17 protein-coding genes and 2 pseudogenes are annotated in these 20,147 nt (G+C 38.1%); 8 read left to right on the forward strand and 11 right to left on the reverse strand.

What is annotated here, in order from left to right:
• Positions 1 to 148: 148 nt before the first annotated feature.
• The 4 genes and pseudogenes from TR08_RS31455 to TR08_RS23775 all read left to right on the forward strand — a co-directional run.
• Positions 149 to 364: pseudogene (locus TR08_RS31455) on the forward strand (DUF2935 domain-containing protein); the annotation flags it as partial.
• 14 nt (positions 365 to 378) lie between these two features.
• Positions 379 to 717, forward strand: coding sequence for a YmaF family protein (locus TR08_RS23765; protein WP_045522462.1), 339 nt, complete (start codon positions 379 to 381; stop codon positions 715 to 717).
• 164 nt (positions 718 to 881) lie between these two features.
• Positions 882 to 1,589, forward strand: coding sequence for a DUF421 domain-containing protein (locus TR08_RS23770; protein WP_045522464.1), 708 nt, complete (start codon positions 882 to 884; stop codon positions 1,587 to 1,589).
• 226 nt (positions 1,590 to 1,815) lie between these two features.
• Complete coding sequence (locus TR08_RS23775) at positions 1,816 to 2,058, forward strand: hypothetical protein (protein WP_193747836.1); 243 nt, start codon at positions 1,816 to 1,818, stop codon at positions 2,056 to 2,058.
• 280 nt (positions 2,059 to 2,338) lie between these two features.
• On the opposite strand, the gene TR08_RS23780 is transcribed toward TR08_RS23775, so the two are convergent.
• From TR08_RS23780 to TR08_RS23790, 3 genes are all read right to left on the reverse strand, one after another.
• Complete coding sequence (locus TR08_RS23780) at positions 2,339 to 3,289, reverse strand: carbohydrate kinase family protein (RefSeq protein WP_052427606.1); 951 nt, start codon at positions 3,287 to 3,289, stop codon at positions 2,339 to 2,341.
• Positions 3,290 to 3,455: 166 nt separating this feature from the next.
• Entirely contained in the window at positions 3,456 to 5,132 is a 1,677-nt protein-coding gene (locus TR08_RS23785) for a M4 family metallopeptidase (protein ID WP_045522469.1), read from the reverse strand.
• Positions 5,133 to 5,543: 411 nt separating this feature from the next.
• A complete protein-coding gene (locus tag TR08_RS23790) occupies positions 5,544 to 6,791 on the reverse strand; it encodes a helix-turn-helix transcriptional regulator (protein WP_052427607.1) in 1,248 nt (415 codons plus the stop codon).
• Positions 6,792 to 7,019: 228 nt separating this feature from the next.
• Between TR08_RS23790 and TR08_RS23795 the strand changes: the two genes are divergently transcribed.
• Together TR08_RS23795 and TR08_RS23800 are read left to right on the forward strand one after the other, a co-directional pair.
• Complete coding sequence (locus TR08_RS23795; RefSeq protein ID WP_045522471.1) at positions 7,020 to 7,376, forward strand: hypothetical protein; 357 nt, start codon at positions 7,020 to 7,022, stop codon at positions 7,374 to 7,376.
• Positions 7,373 to 8,941, forward strand: coding sequence for a sodium/solute symporter (locus TR08_RS23800; protein ID WP_045522473.1), 1,569 nt, complete (start codon positions 7,373 to 7,375; stop codon positions 8,939 to 8,941). The genes TR08_RS23795 and TR08_RS23800 overlap by 4 nt, the downstream gene beginning before the upstream one ends.
• Positions 8,942 to 9,024: 83 nt before the next feature.
• Here the strand turns inward: TR08_RS23800 and TR08_RS23805 are convergent.
• The 5 genes and pseudogenes from TR08_RS23805 to TR08_RS23825 form a co-directional block, all read right to left on the reverse strand.
• Positions 9,025 to 9,495 (reverse strand): annotated as a pseudogene (locus TR08_RS23805) (substrate-binding domain-containing protein); the annotation flags it as partial.
• A 117-nt stretch (positions 9,496 to 9,612) separates the two neighbouring features.
• The gene (locus TR08_RS23810; protein WP_052427608.1) at positions 9,613 to 10,788 is read right to left on the reverse strand and encodes a sulfite reductase subunit alpha; all 1,176 of its coding nucleotides are present in this window, start codon (positions 10,786 to 10,788) and stop codon (positions 9,613 to 9,615) included.
• A gap of 1,420 nt (positions 10,789 to 12,208) precedes the next feature.
• Positions 12,209 to 12,889, reverse strand: a complete 681-nt coding sequence (locus TR08_RS23815; protein WP_045522475.1) for a lysoplasmalogenase — start codon at positions 12,887 to 12,889, stop codon at positions 12,209 to 12,211.
• A gap of 169 nt (positions 12,890 to 13,058) precedes the next feature.
• Positions 13,059 to 13,691: a sterol desaturase family protein gene (locus TR08_RS23820; RefSeq protein ID WP_045522477.1), complete on the reverse strand. Its 633-nt coding sequence runs from the start codon at positions 13,689 to 13,691 to the stop codon at positions 13,059 to 13,061.
• A 21-nt stretch (positions 13,692 to 13,712) separates the two neighbouring features.
• Positions 13,713 to 14,396: a GntR family transcriptional regulator gene (locus tag TR08_RS23825; RefSeq protein ID WP_045522479.1), complete on the reverse strand. Its 684-nt coding sequence runs from the start codon at positions 14,394 to 14,396 to the stop codon at positions 13,713 to 13,715.
• A 245-nt stretch (positions 14,397 to 14,641) separates the two neighbouring features.
• Between TR08_RS23825 and TR08_RS23830 the strand changes: the two genes are divergently transcribed.
• A complete protein-coding gene (locus TR08_RS23830) occupies positions 14,642 to 15,310 on the forward strand; it encodes an IS6 family transposase (RefSeq protein ID WP_045522483.1) in 669 nt (222 codons plus the stop codon).
• A 14-nt stretch (positions 15,311 to 15,324) separates the two neighbouring features.
• Here the strand turns inward: TR08_RS23830 and TR08_RS32790 are convergent, their stop codons facing one another.
• Positions 15,325 to 15,468 carry a hypothetical protein gene (locus TR08_RS32790; RefSeq protein WP_193747837.1) on the reverse strand — a complete coding sequence of 48 codons (144 nt, stop codon included), beginning with the start codon at positions 15,466 to 15,468 and terminating at the stop codon, positions 15,325 to 15,327.
• Between the two features lie 46 nt (positions 15,469 to 15,514).
• On the opposite strand from TR08_RS32790, the gene TR08_RS23835 reads away from it, so the two are divergent.
• Positions 15,515 to 15,751, forward strand: coding sequence for a hypothetical protein (locus tag TR08_RS23835; protein WP_152597509.1), 237 nt, complete (start codon positions 15,515 to 15,517; stop codon positions 15,749 to 15,751).
• A gap of 330 nt (positions 15,752 to 16,081) precedes the next feature.
• Here TR08_RS23835 and TR08_RS23840 read toward each other — a convergent pair whose 3' ends face one another.
• Positions 16,082 to 18,307 (reverse strand): FIMAH domain-containing protein, encoded by a 2,226-nt coding sequence (locus TR08_RS23840; RefSeq protein ID WP_045522484.1) that lies wholly within the window; start codon positions 18,305 to 18,307, stop codon positions 16,082 to 16,084.
• A 633-nt stretch (positions 18,308 to 18,940) separates the two neighbouring features.
• Positions 18,941 to 19,903 (reverse strand): tRNA dihydrouridine synthase, encoded by a 963-nt coding sequence (locus TR08_RS23845; protein WP_045522485.1) that lies wholly within the window; start codon positions 19,901 to 19,903, stop codon positions 18,941 to 18,943.
• Positions 19,904 to 20,147 lie beyond the last annotated feature (244 nt).

A 20,147-nucleotide genomic window follows, 5' to 3' on the forward strand; every position in this document is an offset into this window, starting at 1 on the left:
TATCTCTACACAATTTTCATTATATTCTAAATAGAATGTCTATAAATTGTCTTTAGTTTTCTTATAAATACTTAACATTTCTATAACATAACTGAATAGTTGAGAAAATATCATGTGTAAAGAAGGGGAATAAAGGAGGGGGAAGTCAATAATCGGAAAAATGAATAAAGATAGTGAAAATACTGCACTAGAAATTCGTGCGTTTAAGCAGACGGTACTAGACCTAATTAAGTCATGCCAAATCAGGAATGTTATTAATCCGTAATTGGCCGACCATGTATTAAGAGAAGCTGATCATTTCTTATACCTGCTCCATGTCTTAGAAGAGAGGTTACATGCAAAAAAGATGAATGCAATGTATTAAAGGGGGAGTGGTTTATGGCTAAGGTAGGAAAAGATGATTTTGTAAATGGCTTTGTACCACATCATAATCATGGCTCTGTTGATTATACCTCGGTGGAAGCGGGTCATGTCCACCAGTGTTTAGATGTCACTTCACCTCCAATACCAACGGAGGATCAAAATCACATTCATTACACAGAGGGATATGTTGTTTTTGAAGATGGGCATACCCATCATTATAAGGCGTATTCAGGTCCTGCTATACCAGTAGGGAATGGGATGCATGTTCATTATTATGATTTTTACACTACCGAAGATAATGGGCATAGGCATCATGTAAGAGGGGTTGACCAGCCAGCCCCAGGTAATAGATAAATAATGATGAGTTGGTACAGCTAGTATCTCAAAAAAGCAGCTAGGAAAACACACAGTTTTTTCTTAACATCTGTGTGTTTTTATATTCAATGGTGGTTTAGGCTCGAGTTAAATGTCAAATACTATATATTATTTCTAGAACATTCTTTTAAGGGAGTGCAAATTTGGAAGCATTATACCGTACTTTCTTGGTTTTTGTGGCAGGTTATTTGTTTATAAGATTTACTGGGAAAAAAGCAGTTGCTCAGATGCACACATTTGATATATTATATATCCTCATTCTTACCAATATTATTAGTGCTCCTGTAGAAGATAATAATATTGGTAAAGCCATTATCTATGCTGGAATAACAGTAATTTTATATAAAATTTTTATTCGATTATCGTTACATAATAAATTGAGATGGATTATATATGAAAGTCCTACAGTGTTAATTCATAATGGTGATATTGATCGAAAAGGCTTAAAGAGGGTACGGATGCCTATGAATGAATTATTATCACAATTAAGAGTAAAAGGGTATACAGATATTCAAAGTATTTCTATTGCAGTGATGGAGGAAACAGGAAATATTAGTGTTATCCCTAAGTCGGAATATCGTCCTGTTCAACCAAATGATTTAAATTTACAAGTAAAGAAAGAATTTATTCCAATACCATTGATAATGGACGGACAGATCATTTACCATAATTTAAAATATCTACAATTAGACCGTGAATGGCTAATTAATGAGCTTGAAAACAAGGGAGAACTAGTAGAAAATATTACCTTGGCAACTCTATTAGATGATGGAAAGTTATTTATTGATAATAATGAAGAGAAGGACTATAAAAGTAATCCTTTTTACTACAAGCCAGGGAAAGATAACTAACATGATTAGTCTAGAATAGATTTGTTTTTATTTTTCGGCGGATACGGCTGTTATGGGTACAGCCGTGGCTATAGATATGTTTGTTTCAACAAATAACAATCAAGAATACACTATCAAATAGGCAAATATCCATTCCTCTTTGAATATGGACACATACACTATTTTTGAAACAATTTGAGGAGGAGATATATAATGGAAAGACAATTCTTTGGTAGCGGTATGGGTTATGGAGGTTATCCTGGTTACGGCATGGGTTATGGAGGCTATCCTGGTTACGGCATGGGTTATGGAGGTTATCCATTCCATCATCATGGATATGGTGGCTATCCTTTCCATCACGGATACGGTGGCTATCCTTTTCACCATCATCATGGATTTCATCACGGGTACTGTTGTTAACTTTCAAAATGGATTTAACCCTTGGAGCGATGTCTTCAGGGGTTTTAAATTGTCTTTAAAAGGCTTTTAGCCTTACATGATTTTATTTCTAGCCTTATATGAAGTTCGTGTTCCTCAGACCGGAGGTTTACCGCTCGCTTCCTTCAGATTCCGTGTCACCGCGGACACCCTTGCGTTGAGCTACTGTTACTTCTGCCTTCACAGTTCGGGACTTGCACCCTATTGACTGCACCCATGCTTGGAGCACAAAAAAAGCGGCAGGAATCCCTTATCGGGAATCTGCCGCTTGCCTTCCTTTAAAATGAGTTCCGAGACACAATGAAAGATTAACAAAGAAATGGTGTTCACTTTTAAAAACTCCACTTCTTAAAATGTTTTTTCAACTCCATTAAATCCATGCTGGAAGTTAACGATCCAATTTCGGTTGTTGCTGCAGCACCAACACGATTGGCAAACTGAAGATACTCCGTTAATTCCGTTTTCCCTGCAGGCATTCCCTTTTCGTGGAAGCAATACAAAAGTCCGGACATAAAAGCATCTCCTGCACCGGTTGTATCAATTGTATCTACCTTCGGAGCGCGGATGAAAACTTTGTTTCCATTCATCACTCCACAAGCACCTTTCCCTCCCATCGTGATAAATAGATAAGGAATGTCCCATTTTGATATTTTTTCCAATCCACCCTCAAGTGAATTTGTTTCCATTAAAAAATTCAACTCATCTTCAGCCAACTTGACGATATTAGCATGTTTAAGGAACGAAACAACTGTTTGACGGCAATGTGTTTCGCTTTCCCACCGCTTTAAACGAAGATTCGCATCAAAAGCGATCAGATTGGAAAATTCTTTTGCGTATTTTAGTGCGGTCTCGGTTGTCTTTTTGGATTTTTGTTGAAAAAGGGTGCCGGAGCCAAAATAAAAAATTCTTGTCTTTTCAAAAACATCTCTTCTTAATTCATCATCTCTTAATACTTCATCCGGAGTAGTGTTTATATAAGAATGGAAGTTTCGCTCGCCACTTTCTGTCAGATGAACATAGACCCCACAAATTTTTTTCGTATCAGTACGAACAGAAAACTCAAGATTGACTCCTTCCTTATTAAACTCTTGTTCCACAAATTGACTGATTGAATCTGTCCCCAATTTACACAAATAATAAGTAGGGAGCACAAGTCTGCTGGTACCGACTGCCAGGTTAACAGTAGCACCTCCTAACAGCTGCCGAAATTTGGTATTGGTACTATCAGTTGAAATATAATCTATAAAAGCTTCTCCTAATGATATAACTCCTTGTTTTTCCAAAATAGCCCTCCTTCTGGAAAGTCTAAACACCATTATAAACTATTTTTTAACTTACTTCTGCTGAACCATAATAAAAAATCCCTCAAACTCTTAGTCTGAGGGAGCACAAAACGCACTTCACTATTCATATAAGTCAGCAAAAAATTTCTTGCAGGCAATCTGATACTTAGTAAATTCCTACCGCGTCAAATCCAGAATTTGCTGCAGCCACTTCCTCGCTGCCTCCACCATAAAGATCGATAGCAGACTGAACAATAGCCTGACGGGCGTCGCTGAAATCGGAATTAGAGGTTAAATAAACCGTTAAAGCACGATAGTAGATTTGCCCTAATTTTTCTCTTCCAATTTCTTGACCAATCAAGTATGCAGCATGGTTTGTAATGGAGGAGTTAACGTGAACACCACCGCCATCAACAGAAGTTGGCATATTATAAAACTCATCCATATGGTCTGGATAAACTCCGCCATTTGTACTATACGCCCTTCTTTGCTCGTTGCTGACGACAACACTGTTTGGATTACTTAAGCTACGCAATACGGTTACACCATCAGCTTTAGCGGCTGGTGCCATAATATCCTCGCCCATTTCCCAATCACTATCATCAACGAGTGCGCCAAAGACGTCTGCAAACGATTCGTTTAGTGCTCCAGACTGATTGCGGTATACTAAATTTGCAGAATGAGTGATCACACCATGAGTCATTTCGTGGGCAGCAACATCAAGACCAGCTGATAGAGAAGTCATGAACACACCGTCACCATCACCATAAGTCATCCAGCGCCCATTCCAGGAAGCATTGTTATAATTGTTACCATAGTGAACTCTAGAAATGATTGCCATTCCTTCCCCATCAAGGGAATTGCGGCCATGCTCATTTAGGTAATACTCATATACCTTTTCAGAATTATAGTGTGCATCCACAAGTGCTCGATCGTAGTCACCGATAAATGCAGCAGAATTCCCCACATAGATAGTATCATTACTAGAAGTGTTATCATTTTTAGCATCGTACGTTACGATTCCTCCAAGGTTCTCATGAGAGTAATCTGCTAACGCAAACTTAGTTCCAGAATTCGGTTCCTTTACTTGAGTAATATGTAATTCCCTATGCTCACCATGTACACCTTTTCCAGCACCTTTTTGTGTTTTCATTTCATCAGCATGCATTAAGCCATTATACTTGTCGATGACTTTACCTGTGTTTGCATCCACAAAGACAAACCAGTTTCCAGGCTCATCCCCCATGAAGTTAACATTCACTTTATAGGCTGTATAATTTTCCCCTTCAAAAGGAAGGACAACAAGCTCAGTAGTAGGATCATAGGTCAGCTCTTCAGGAGCATTGACAGAGGATAATGCCGCCTTTAGTGCAGCATCACTACTTAAAGAGGCAATCGTGTCCACTGCAACATCGTCAATCGTTTTATTTATCCTTCCGTTGACGGATACGACTTCATTATTCTTATTAAAATGAACAACAACCTCAGATCCTTCTACGTTCACTCCATTTACTGACTGATTAAAGCGGACGTGAGTCATACCGAGTTTATCTTTTTGTACACTCTTCACTTTTAAGCTCTTATCCGGATTATTAATTCCGGTTTTACCTTCGTTTTTCTTCAAATAATTTAATGCTTCGGAAGAAGTGCTAGATGTGAATTTCTCTGCAAATCGCTCCTTCACAAATAATGGAACACTTGCTTTTTCATTCCACTCCTTAGAAGCTTGTACACTACTAACGACCTTCGAATCAGCCGGCTGCGCAAATACACTGCTAACTGGGATAGAACCTACCAACATCGCTGACGACAGAGCTACTGGTAAAATAAACTTTTTCTTCATCAATGATACCTCCTATTTATTTCCATAGAGTTTATTATAGATTAGTAAAAATCAAATAACATGAATAATTCGAATTATTTAAATATTTTCTAAATATGGAAAAATAAGCCTAATTAACGAGTTTTTATAGGTATAATTTACCATTAGGCAATTTTATGGTCACCATAACAAAAATCCCCCAAACTCTTAGTTTGAGGGAACATAAAACACACTTCAATTTTCATCTAAAATCCGCTAAAACTACTGATACCAAACTATTTCAACTCTATCAACGCAACTGTCTCAACATGTTCAAAGTGTATGTGACATCATATGAGATGTTGGTGAAATTTTTAGATTTATGCACTTTTCATTGCCCTATTATTTTAAATGACCTCCACAAAATATTGATCTTTTCCACTTTCTCCTTTATTATACAAAGATAATTTCTTCTGTCGCTCTGTACTCCCTTGGAGAAAGGCCAACATACTTTTTAAATGTACAACTGAAATAATTTGGCGTATTGAAACCAAGTTCTTCAGCTATCCACTCAATCGTATGATTCGTATGACGCAAAAGCCACACAGCACGCTGCATACGGACAAAGGTGACATATTCAACAAAATTGCGTCCTGTTTCTTGTTTAAAAATCCGACAGAAGTACGGTACACTAAGATTAATTTGATCGGCTACCCGTTTTATCGATAGATCTTCGATACAATACCGAGCAATATAGTCTGTACATTTCTGAATCTGAACATCCTTTGTAATCTCTTCAAAATAACGCAGCGAAGGCCTCTCATACGGCGTGGTACGCCTAGCCTTACATGCCTCTCGATAGGAATGGTGCAGGAGCAGTGGTTCACGGTAGATGGAGCCTACACCTATATATAGATAAATTCCAAATTCCTTTTCCAACGCTTGAATAGTATCAAGGATCCTATTCTCCCCTTCTTTCCAGTGCATTAAGGAAACGTACTCGGGAGGCACCTGGATAAGCATAAGTAAATGTTTTCTGTAGGAAAGAAAAGTAAGCTGATATCCTTGAAAGCGGTTTCTAAAAAATTCCTGAATCCTCCTCGGTGCCAAACCTTCCTGTCCCCTGCTGCCAGGGCATCGGACAAATCCCTGAATAAAACAAACCACATTTGGCATCGCCTCACCTGGAAGAAAAAAACGAGATTGAATTAAATCCTCTTCAGTTGTTATATCTCCAGTCAGCAGCCGGCGCAAAAATGCCTCTTGAAATGGTAACGTATTGCGTTCCGTTTTACGTTCCTGATGGATCTGAAAAAATAATTCATCATAATCAATAGATTTAGTATTCGTAATTGACAGCTCACTAATGGCCCGTTTCAAGGTACGAAGAAATATATGTTTTTTCACGGATTTCACTAGCAAGTACTTTAGCTTGAACTCAATGGCAAGCGGTGAAGTATACAATAAGGATGGGTCTAGTAATGGAATAATCCTGCATTCTTTATTCCTTTTGCGAAATCGGTGAATTTTAACCCAATCATGCCATTTTCTTACTTCGATAACAGCTATATGTACATCATGTTGATTAAACTCAGTTTCAGCTTCTGCCAGTACACAGTTTTCCACAAATTCTTCTTTAATCCAGTCTGCCAGCTTTTCATATTCCAGTTCATCTTCTACTGCTAGACTAATTGAATACACTCTATCTTCCCCCCTTCCTATCTATGATGCGGCATTGAAAAGTTATATTCTTATACAAATTATAGTACAAAAATTAGACTATAATAAATATTTGTATATTTCTGATAATTTATTGTAAGGTATATGTCCTGCTTATGACGTAAAATCATTTTTATAGTATCTTGGCCGGGCTAAGGAAGGGTACTAGAAAACGGCGGAAGCCTAAATAATATTAAGGAGGAGTATCATATGGCTGGAGAGTATTCTGAATACGACTATGTTGCGGCAGGTACGATCGACGTGAGCGAACTTAAGCCGCTCGATCCCGAAACTAGGAAAATCATGAAAGGTGAATTTAGTACTGGTCTTAAACTTACGATCTTTTATTATATTTTTATCCTGGCAATTCCGGTATTAAATTGGTTCGCAGGTGATTTTATGTTTTCCCGTATGTGGGGCGGCATGACATATAGTTGGTTTTTGACTAGTGTTATAGCAATGGCAATGGCCTTTATCATTGCTTTCGCTCATACTACTCTTTATGAAAAACGTTTAAAGAACTATCAAAAAAATTCTGGTCCCTCTGAAGAAAGGAGAATTATTTGATGGCAATGTTATTAGAACCTAAAATGCTTTTAACAATCCTCCTTATGGGAACGATTGTTTATATCACCTATTTATCAAAAAGAAGTGCTACTGCTTCTGATTATTTCGTTGGCGGACGAAGCTTCGGCTGGTTTACAAATGGTTCAGCCATTGGCGGAGATTATTTAAGTGCTGCGACCTTTCTTGGTATTGCCGGTCTAACGTATCAGCTTGGTTATGATGGTGCTTACTATGCCTTTTGCTTCTCTATTGGTCTGACTCTTCTTGCTATTTTCGTTGCAGGACCACTTCGCCGATTTGGAGCCTACACAGTAGCAGACTTTTTAGCCTATCGTTTTCACAGCAAACGTGCACGCCTCGCTGCTGTCGCTGTAGTACTTGCTATTTCAGGTTTCTATGCAGCTCCACAGTTACTTGGTGCTGCACAAATTTTAAGCATGTTCTTTGGTACGAGCTATGAATTTGGAATCATCTTTACATGCTCGGTCATGATTTTTTATGTTGGTATCGGTGGAATGAAGGGTACTACTCTAAACCAAGCGCTCGAATTATGGATTCGTCTCGGCGCCTTTCTCCTCATGGTTGGCGCTGCCATCTATGGCGGACTTCATTATCAGGAAATTCTAGCAGCTATTAATGAATTTAAAGGTAGTATTACTGGTACTTCAGCGTTTACGGTTGACGGAAAAGATATACCATTTGATGGGTCTGTTTGGACCGGTACCGGTAACTACTTCCCATCTTTCTGGCAAACAATATCGATGACAATCGGGCTTTCACTCGGTACAATTGGACTTCCTCACATCCTGCTTCGCTTCTATACAAATCCAAGTGCAAAAGCAGCGCGTAAGTCCGCTCTTATGGCGATTGGTATTGCAAGCGTGTTCTTTTTCTTCGCTGTGTATCTTGGAGTAGTTGGCCGCTCCATTTTTCTAAGCGGCAATATAGATTCAGGAGTTATGAAGGACCTTATCGCAGGCGGAAACAATATGGTTGTTCCATCTACTGCACAGGCGCTAGGTGGAGAATGGCTGCTTGGTCTTGTTATCGCGGGCGCATTTGCAGCCGTCTTCTCGAACCTTTCAGGATTATTCATCGCAAGTTCTGGCGCCTTAGCCCATGACTTGTATGCAACTTTCTTCCGTAAGAACATCACAGAGAAGGAGCGCGTAATCGCAGGTAAAGTTGCAATTGTAATCCTTGGTGTTTTATACGGCGTCCTCGGTCTCATGGTAAAAGGAGCTTCCATCGGCCATCTGGTCGCACTAGCGTTCACCGTTGCTGCCAGTACGTTTACTCCAATCTTTATCTTGGGCATTTGGTGGAGAGGAATGACAGAGAAAGGAGCAATTGCCGGGCTCGTTACTGGCCTTCTTGCTTCAATGTACATGATTTTCTTTAAGACGACTCTTCCTGAATTCCTACAGTTCAATGTACCAGGATTAATTACAGTGCCAATTGGATTCCTATCTGTCTATATCGTCTCAAAGCTTGATCGCAGAGTGCCTGCCGATGTAAACGACTTTATGAAAAAAGTTCACTCCAAAGAAACGGAAGCAGCATAGAAAATAAATATAAAGTGCCTGTCAATCCCCTATTTTCGTCGAACATTAACCGACATATTTTTGGGAGTGACAGGCACCTAAATTTAATTATCTTTAGTTACTAATTTTAGCGGAGCTGCTATTATTTTCTCAACCTTTTTACCCTGCAAAACGTCTCTTGCAGCGTCCACAGCGAGCTTACCAATTAGCTCTGGCTGTTGGGCTACTGTCGCTTCCATATCTCCTGATTAAATCGCATTTAGTGCGTCGTCATTTCCATCAAATCCAATGACCATAACTTCCTTACCAGAGCTATTAATTGCCTCAATAGCCCCCAATGCCATTTCATCATTATGAGCAAATACAGCTTTAATATCAGGATTTGCTTGTAGAAGATTTTCCATTACAGTTAATCCTTTTGTACGATCAAAATCAGCAGCTTGTTTAGCAGTTACATTCAATTTTTGATCTGCTACGTTATGAAATCCCTTACCCCTTTCACGTGTGGCAGATGCCCCAGGAACCCCCTCTAATTCAATAACTTGTGTATTTTCTCCAAGCTTTTCAATAATATAATGTCCCAAAAAACCCCTTTCTTTAAGGTATCTCTACACAATCCTCATTATATTCAAGTGACAAATTTTATTCTTTCTTATAAAACTGTAAATCAAGATACTTATGACCTTTTCATTTTAATACACATCACGTTGATAACGCCCTTGCTGCTGCATATCTTTAAGATACGCTTCTGCTGCATCGCGGGCCAGCCCGCCTTCTTTTTCAATTACGCTAATAAGCGCTTCGTTAACGTCCTTCGCCATATGTTCCTTATCCCCACAAATGTAGAAATAAGCTCCATTTTCAAGCCAATTAAATAATTCTTTGCTATTTTCAAGCATTTTATGCTGTACATACACTTTATGAGCCGTATCACGGGAGAATGCAGAATCAAGCCTTGTCAATACCCCATCTTGTTGATACTTTTCCAATTCATTTTGATAAAGGAAATCCGCAGCTGCATGCTGACCCCCAAAAAATAGCCAAGAGCGTCCAGTTGCTTTATATATTGCACGTTCCTGGATAAAAGAACGGAATGGTGCAATACCTGTCCCAGGACCAACCATAATAATATCTTTATCTTTGAATTCCGGCAAATAGAAGTGTTTATTAACTTGCACAAAGACTGGAAGTGTATCCCCTTCCTTAACACGGTCTGCACATAATACAGAACAAACACCATTTCGGTCCCGATTGTGAACCGTGTAGCGTACTGCACCAATGGTAAGATGCACTTCATCAGGATTGGCTGTAAGGCTGCTTGCAATAGAATAGAGACGCGGCGTCATTTTTCTTAGTAACGAGACGATTTCTTGCTCAGATGCCTTCCATGGGCCAAAATCACGTAACATGTCAAGCAAATCACGCCCATAGCAATATTCCTTTAGTTGGTTTGCATTTTCAGCCAACACAAGTTTTTGTAACTTTTCGTTATCTGTATATGCTACTGCCTGTTGTAAAATCTTCCTCGTCAACAGTGTAATTTCAAAGTAGGTTGTTAGCGCTTCCTTTAGCAGTAGCGTATCACCCTGCTTATTTACAATTACAACCGCTTCCTCATCCCATTCCATTTCCTCTGTAAGGGTTGCTACAAGCTCTGGATCATTTTCAGGAATAATACCAAGTGCATCACCTGGGGCATAAGAAAGGCCCGAATCTTTTAGGGATAATTCAATATGTCTTGTTTCCTTACTAGATCCTGTTCCATTTAAATTAATATTTTTAAGTACCTTCGCTTGAAATGGATTGTTTCTTGAGAATGGTAGTGTGTCACTTTTGGTATTTTGAGGATTTTCCAAAGTAAGTTGCATAGCTCTTAACCTCCAAAAATTATTTATTAGATAGGATAACACAGTAATAGAATACCAGATGTGTATTTTGACACACAATCGTCAAATAATAAAACAAAATTAATTAGGACTATATCGCCATCGGTATCAACTTGGGTGCCTGTCACTAACCGAAGTTTGATAGATTTTGTCGAAGAATATACTAGATTAATAAGTGTACTTTATGGAAAATGAGCCAATTTTGGGAAATGGCCCAAATATCAATAAGAAAAATCCGTAACTATTTGTTTACCCTGGTATTTGTTCCGTGAAACATTCTTATGAAACAAGACTTTTCGGGTAGTGACAGGTACGAGAGATATATGTTTTTAACCTTCTGCAAATGTCCAAAATGAAGCTGAAGAAGAGATTGTTCAATAGAATTATAAGCACAAAATGAAAATCAACATAAATATGGCGGTGGGGTATATAAAACGATACTTTATTGTCATTATGTTGAGGGAAGAGCCATCGGAACGGGAGCAGTTCTATAATCGATTGCACAACAAAATTCTCAAGGAAATAGTTCCTATTCGAAAGGGAAGGAAATATGAACTGACAACGCGTTCGAAAAACATGCATTACATAAACAAAAGGAAAGCCATTTAATGGATAAGATGAAATAAAACAACTTAAAATCCGATTTAAGGGAGAAAAATTCTCTCTTTTCATGCTGTCTTGAAAATTTTTTCCTTCAATTGAAAAAAAACTATGAATCACATTCCAACTGAAATGTAATCCATAGTTCCTTAAGTTAATGACATTGATTACCAAAGCGATTTTCCCTGAAGTTTTTGCACCAAAATCGTTTCAACCAATGATATGCTTGTTCTTTTTGCGTGGAATTTAAATTGCTCAAATGCTTTAGTAAGTTATTGAAAGCCTTGCTCATAACCTTTTATCCTCCTCGAAGTTATCCTTGATACTTCGATTATGAAGCTTTAAAACATGCAATAAATTTCTAATAATGCAACACAGTAATTGTATTCTCAATAAGAATTTAATTTACAAGATTTGTGATACTTATGCTTTCAAGTATATTTAAAAGACGAAATAAACTTCTTTAAAATAGAAAAGGCTATGCAATCAGCTATAGAAAAGCTAATGAATAAATCCAATTTAGATTATAAAAAGAAGCAGAAAAGTTATGGATAAAACAATTTTCGTTTGTAAAGATTTTCCAATAACTAAGGATCGACCTTCTAGCTCTTCTATTGATCCCTTAGTTATACGAAATAGCTAATATCTCCCATTGTGATCTCCTTTTTCTTTTTTTGTATCTTTTTAAATGTAAACGTCGAGTAACTTCATAACATACAATAAAAGTTGATTTTGGAGTTACTCGACGTTTACTTTTCTTTTTTTATAAAAACTTCTCATTAGTGCTCGATTCATTTAACAATTACATTCCAACATAAATGATACACATTTGCGCTCCCACATATGTTCCCCAAACCAAAAGAGGATCATATTTTATATTCCGTCCACCAATATCAGTAATTCCAATAATAAAGTCGGAAATAACAAACAAGAAACCACCAAGTGCTGGAATCCACCATATTCCACCGTAAGAATATGCAAGCGCAAACGCAAAACACGCCATTCCGCCAACCCAAAGTCCGTATACAAGCGCCCCTATTGTAAATAATCGATCCTGCTTATGATTTCGAATAAAAAAGAACCAGCCAATAATTAAAAACAGGCCGTATCCCGTTAAAACAATAAATAAGCTATTCCATGAAATACCCGTTTTTAAAAAGGCTGTAACATATAAGCAGTGGGCAATAGCAAATGTCACCATTCCACCAATGAGACGATGCCCAAATGGAATTAAGCCTGCCATAAATAAATCGCCAATTGTTGATAAAGCCATACCAATTGCAGCCCATTGTCGGTAAGGCGCTTCCAGGTCTTGTACCCACATCCATATTGCAGCTCCAGTTAATGAAAAACTAAGAAGTAAACGTATAAATAAGGGTAATGGTTCATTTTTCTTTGTTTGTTTTGATCGTCTTATTGCATAAATTGTACCGAACAGAAATAAAATTACTTGCCCAATCAACAGTATATACATTTCATTCATATTCTTCTCCTTGATAAATTAATATTTCTATACCTCTTTATGAATGGGTTGTAGCTTTTTTTGTTTATTTAAAGTCTATAAATATCTTATTAGGCGTTGTCCCTATGTTATAGGACATTTTTTTACTTCACGAAACAGATTTCTTCTAGGAGTGACAATGGATTATTTTTTATAATTCTATTTTCTGGTCGCCACGTTTTTCTAGATTTTTAGCAGTTTTACTTTGGTCAACATCCTTTTGGTTTTTAAAGGTACCCATGAGAAAATCATAGGCTGGGTTCGTAACACCATACCAGTAATTTTCATTTTTGAAATGATGCCATAAATGAACCTTTTTCATCCAACGCCCCCATGGAGATATTGGCTGAAGGGGGCGATGAGCGATATAATGCTTCCACTCATAAAATAATAAAAAGAGCATGATACCTGCAATAAATGCGTTTGTAATTACAAAGCTAGATGAAAGAAAATAAAAAATGGATGCTACAATTGCAATGTTTGGCACACTATACCATAAGGGTAAAAATAATAAATGTAATTCACTCGGATTTGTATGGTGGTCATAATGTAATCGTTTAAGCATTTTTAACAAAAATACATTCTTTGGTGGTTTCAGATGAAAAAGAAACCTGTGTGTAGCATACTCAGCTAAGGAATACATAATCATTCCCAGAATAAAAGCACCCCAAATTCCGATAGAGGTTAAATGTAGAATCATAAATACAAAGCTAATGAGGAATAGACAGCTCATGATTAATATATCAGGGTAGGAAAAATATTCTTTAAAATATTTCAATCTCATTTATCACGCCTCCAGCTTTCTTTATTTTTTTCTATCTTTCCAGAGAGTCAAGCTTTTCTCCATTGTTGTCTTAGACAACCTTTCCGCTTCCATTGCATCTCCCTTTAATGCAGCTTTTAATAAGTCATGGTAATAGTTGAAGGACAACCCACGATGATCTTTTACAGAAAAATATCTTTTCGCTATATCTACATAAATGGAATCGAAGCTATTTAAAATGAGTAGAAAGATCGGATTGGTAGTAAGGCCAGCACACCTTTTTTGCAAATCCCAATCAAATGCTGCATAGCTTTCTGCACTATCTTCAAGCTGCTCTAAATTGGCAAGGAGAGCAACCACTTTAGGTTGATTAAACGTAACAGCATCACGAATATAAGTCGGAGTCAACGAACTTCTTAATTCTAATAAGTACATGATAAATTCATCTGTAATGGTATGATGATTCTCAACAATATTAACAAGTGTCGTTAGATTCCCCTTGCTCCAATAATCATTAACAATCGCAGGCATTCCTTTTCTCCCTGTTATCCATCCACCCCTTCCTAAACGTTGAAGTGCCTCCCGAATAGTTGGACGACCAACACCAAATTCTTTTGCAAGCTCTCTTTCCGGCGGTAAAGTACTTCCAATAGAATAAACACCAGCCAATATGGATCTAATTAATTCATTTTCAATTTTATCTGAGGAGCGTTCCTTTTCTTTCAAATCCTCGTCCCCTTTGATTTATGGTAATACAGGTTAAAGACAGTGGTAATACCAAAAATCATATACTAAGTTTGAATTTTCTGTCAATAAAAAGGAGCGAATTTTTATAAATAGAATTATCGAACAAGCCCGTGAACTACTTAGTAGGATGCAAGGTTCTGGTGCAAAATTTCAAGACACTTGCAATTAATCTTTAAATCTTGGACATACTGATACTACTACTCTAAAAAAGGGGCATGATCAGTATGGGAAACCAAAATTTGTTCAAATGGAAACATTATCAGCCTGAGATCATCCTTCTTACAGTGAGATGGTACCTACGGTACAACTTAAGTTTTCGTGATTTGGTGGAAATAATAGAAGAACGAGGCCTATCGATAGCTCACACAACGATTATGCGTTGGGTCCATCAATATGGTCCTGAGTTGGATAAGAGAATCCGACGTCATCTCAAGCAGAGCAATGACTCGTGGAGAGTAGATGAAACATACATAAAAGTAATAGGGCAATGGATGTATTTGTATCGTGCAGTCGATTCAAAAGGGAATACCATTGATTTTTACTTAAGTAAAAATAGGAATACCAAATCAGCCAAGCGCTTTTTCAAAAAAGCCTTGGCTTTTTCGCATGTATCCAATCCTCGTGTCATTACTGTAAATAAGAATCCAGTTTATCCGGTAGCAATTGAGGAGTTAAGAAAAGAAAAAAAGATGCCAGAAGGCATCCAACTAATGCAAGTGAAATATCTTAACAACATTGTGGAACAGGATCATCGGTTCATTAAGAGGCGAGTCCTTCCTATGTTAGGGTTCAAGTCTTTTGACACAGCTACATCCATTCTTTCGGGAGTAGAAGCCATGCATATGATCAAAAAAGAACAGATTGATTTACGGGATCAGTCTGCCCAAAATTAGAAAGAATTTATCCATCAATTGTTTGGGCTAAAATCAATAACCGATAAATGGGAAATGGAAAATTCAAGGACAGCGATGGAATCTGTTCGATCATTTTCAATATTTGTTGGGGACCCGGTCATCCATGCTTCCCATTGCGGGAATATTGAGTGTGCCATGCCTTGGATACCTCTAAAATACAAAGGCTACTATGAGGCTGGTGCGATGATCGTGAATGCTAAAGGTGAAGTGTTGGCGGTACGTGACAGGCTAGATGGCCCCGGCATCGTTATGGGTGACGTGGTACCTGCACCTACTAAACAGCAAGTACCTTACCATTTTTGGCTCCACAAGAAAGGACCATTACCGGCGTTTGCCTGGAACTATCAACGGTTGCACGGGAAACGCTGGTATTCGAAATACATGGTCACGTCCGGTAAGACCGCTTCATGGAGAAACTAATACAGACATGCCATGCCGCCAAAATTTTGTCGAGAGAACATCGATAAATTACTGGCAGCCCAGGCACTTGATTTATCCTTTTATTAGTAAAATTGCTACAACATACAGGAGTTAACCGCATTCGTTTTGTACGTAAATAAAGAACCCTTTTGAACTCTTCCCCCCTCAAACCTGCATTCCTGTGTCGTTCTCAATCATACTAAAGTTTTTCCGATAAATGACATATTGATACTTATTGCCCCTATAACCTTAGTAACAGTTACCTAAGCAAGAGAAACTATCCTGACTGCTATGTTCATGTCTTAAAGCAGTCAGGATAGTTTCTGTTTATTATATTTCGATCGAGTTAAAGAGTCTCTGTAATTTTATATATGAATCTGCTACTATATCCGTTTCTTTAGCATTCTCAAAATGTTTTATAGCATCCTGTAAATGTTTCATAGCTTCTTCTTGTCTGCCCATATCTCGGTGATGGATGGCTGAGGTTATAGAATTGGACAGTTTCTTACTTAATGAATTTGTGATATTCCCGTCGTCCGTATGTTGTTGAATAAATTTCAGTGTTGACTCTAAAGTTTCTGATACTTCGATTTTCATTAAATTAGCTTTATCTGCATAATAAATATTTCCGTCATCCCCAATTGTCATCAACTCTGTCTTAGCCAGTGTTTCATACTCCAATGAATCGGGGTCTATCACTGTCAAGCTACCAGCAAGATTTGTGTACATAAGACCATCCTCACTCCAGCGGATATGGATTGGCCGCCATCTGCCATAATCTTTAACTTCAGGATAAACGTTTTTGCTTTTCACAATTTCTAATGTTTCCGGGTCCATTGCAAAAATTGTTCCGCCCGCCGCTGACCATAACAGTCCGTCCAGACCTAAGCTCATCCCGCTAATCATTTTTGGCTGGACTGTAACACCCGGTATATCCGGTACAAACTCAATGATTTTTTCACCCTTTTCCATATCCCATACGAATATTTTGGCGGCAGTCTCTGTAGGGTCTATTCCCAATCCCCCGGCAACTGTTGTTGAACCAAATAGTCTTCCATTCACTTCAGCCAGACCAGCGATGGATTGATTATGAACAACATTAGGATAAACAACCGTGTCTTGTATAGAGGCTGGGTCAAGTACTGTTAATGATCCTCCCAGATGCCCATAGTCTGGGATTGTTCCGATATATAATTTATTTTTAGCTGCGGTCATAATAAACGGGCGGTCCTGATCGGGTATATCGTAAATTTGTTTTGTAGAAAGGACTGGATTCGCAACATCCATTTCAAAAATAGTAGCACCCGGGTAAACCCCAAAATACATTTTATTTCCAAGCGGGACCATACCTTCTGCTTGACCTAAGGTGAAATTTTTGTTTTCATTTTTTTCTGGATTGTATACGGCACCTTTCCCTCCAGGGTAACCACTTAAATATAAATTGCCATCAGGCCCCTTTTCCAAGGTTTGGATAGGAATAGGATTGCCGGCAAGTGGGTATTGAATGGTTTTTACTTTTTTCGTCTTTAAATTCATAAAGGTGACTTGGCCGCCAAATTGGACAGTAACCAATGATTGGCCCGGGAAGTCCGGATCGTTATCCAATTCAACCCAGGTTGTGTTTCGCAAAAAGGTTCCAAACATAACTCCTGTATCAACCGCCTCTAGCGTATTCAAGTCCACTTCCTTCAATTTGTTCCCTTGCAAAAAGTATACTTTGTTACTGTCAGGCTGACCATGGATCAACCGCAACCCTTTATTGTTCGTATAATACTTATCACTCCATTGGCCTGTTTCTGTATCATAAAACAGGAGTGTATTACTGCCGCCGCCAACTCCGGCTATAATATATTTGCCTTCAGCATCCAATTGCCAAACACTGCTGCCAGGAACAACATGATCTGGTACCTTTATTGTTTCATATTCCCCTGATTCTACATTTAGTTTTACTATACGATTATCAACACCGATACCTAAATATAAGTAACCATTAAGATACGTTGTGGATCGGGAGTAGCTTTCGCCCGGGGCAACACTGCCGTAGTCCTCCATTTCTCCAGTCTTGGGATCATATCGACCTGCTTTTGCATTTGGGAAGGAACCGAAATATACACGTCCCTGTTCATCATAGGACAAACCGTATACAACACTTTCTCCTATACCGCCAACATCCCTTACTTCCTTTGTTACTGGAGAATATTCATAAAGATGCCCATTACCACCAATATAGACATTCCCATTTGGTACAGTAATATGTGTCCAAACAGCCCCTGTTCCTTCCAAAGGATAGGTTCTAAGAACATCCTGGCTTTTAAGGTCTATTACTTGAAAGATGGCCGGGTTACCGCTGGTAGTTGTGTACATCATTTCCCTTCCATTTTCAATCCCATAAGCGGAGTCATATACTGCTACACTCTGAATCGGGGAACCTAAATTGATTGGTTCTTTAAATCCTTTTTCTACTTCTGCATTAGCAGGATGACTATAGAATAAAGAAGAGACAACTAGTTCAAGTGCAACTGAAAGAATTGTAAGAGACTTTGTAAACGCCTTCATTCCATTCCACTCCTTATCCTTGAAATTATTTTTTAATGACTTAACGCTTATTCCACTCCTCCTTTTCTTAATATTCTTAAAATATCAAACTTACCAATTTATATAAATGTCGATAAATGGCCTTTAAATAATACAGGAATATAGTCTAGTGAAATACTAAAAAGAAGATGATTTAGCAAACACGATAGTTCTTTTGAACTGCAACTAAACTACCATCATTAAAAAAACAGTGAGTTTTCAGGAGTATCAGTGAAATAAAAAAAGGATGACCCTTGTAGAACTCAAAGACCATCCTTTCGTGTAATGACTATAAAAAAATTATTTTAAGAGGGGTAACTTAACGTTCATTGCTTTCTTTTACTATTAATTTAGCAACTGCTTCCGATTGAATTTGGCAACACATGATGGTTTGGTGGTTTACAGTATTGACAGAGTGTATGTGGCAACACAAAGGTGCTGGTGGGTTTATTACATTCTTGAGATCTTTTTCTTTCAGAAAACAGTCTTTAACAAAACAAAAGTTGCCGGCTGCAAAGGAACTTGAAATTGAATAAAATGAGTACACATGAGTTGATGTGACTCATTTTTTCTCTAACTTTTTGAGAGTTACATCATTTCACTGTCCCCGTCCCATCAACATTCTTTTCCAAAGTTATCAAGCAATGCACGCACTTCATCTGTTGATTTCGTGTTCATCAGTTGATTTCTTAATTCACCAGCTCCACGGAATCCTTTGACATAAATTTTGAAAAAGCGATGAAGCCCTGTGATTGAACGTGGCAGTGCTTCCGCATATTGATCTTGAAGATCAAGCTGCAATCTTAAAAGATCAAGGTATTCTTTACTGCTATGCTCTTTTGGCTCTTTTTCAAAAGCAAAAGGATTTTTAAAAATACCTCGCCCGATCATAACGCCATCAATACCATATTGTTCAGCAAGCTGCAGCCCTGTTTGACGGTCAGGAATGTCTCCATTGATTGTTAGGAGCGTATTTGGTGCGATACGGTCACGTAATTTTTTGATTTCCGGAATTAGCTCCCAATGCGCATCTACTTGGCTCATTTCCTTTCTTGTACGTAAATGAATAGAAAGGTTCGCAATATCCTGTTTTAAAATATGTGTTAGCCACTCCTCCCACTCATCTACATCCTTATCGCCAAGTCGTGTTTTCACGCTGACAGGCAGTCCGCCCGCTTTTGCTGCTTGAATAAGTTCTGCCGCAACGTCTGGGCGCAGAATAAGGCCACTACCTTTCCCTCTTGATGCCACATTCGGTACAGGGCAGCCCATATTAATATCGATGCCTTTAAATCCTAGTTCTGCCATGCCAATACTCATTTGACGGAAATATTCGGGATTATCCCCCCAAATATGTGCCACCATTGGCTGTTCATCTTCTGTAAAAATCAAACGGCCACGCACACTTTTCATACCCTCTGGATGACAATAGCTATCCGAGTTTGTAAACTCTGTGAAAAATACATCCGGTCGACCGGCTTCACTTACTACGTGACGAAAAACAACATCTGTCACATCTTCCATTGGTGCAAGTACAAAAAATGGTCGTGGTAAATCACGCCAAAAATTATCTATCATTTCAAACTCAAATCCTCTCACTATGGATACAACTTCAAACTCTCGGTCAAAAAATATAAAGCCAAATGTTCCACTTCTTTTACACTTATATCATGCTTAATAACTTATAATCAAACACAAGTACATTTGGACATTTATAATTTGAGAAAAACTATTGTGAAAATCGGCAATGTTTATTTTAACTAAAATCGGTCCTGAATGGTATTTTTATTTAGCAGATTTTGAATACAATCTGAAGAACGAT

Source organism: Neobacillus niacini (assembly GCF_000759675.1).
In the GTDB taxonomy this organism is placed as follows: Bacteria; Bacillota; Bacilli; order Bacillales; family Cytobacillaceae; genus Neobacillus; species Neobacillus niacini_A.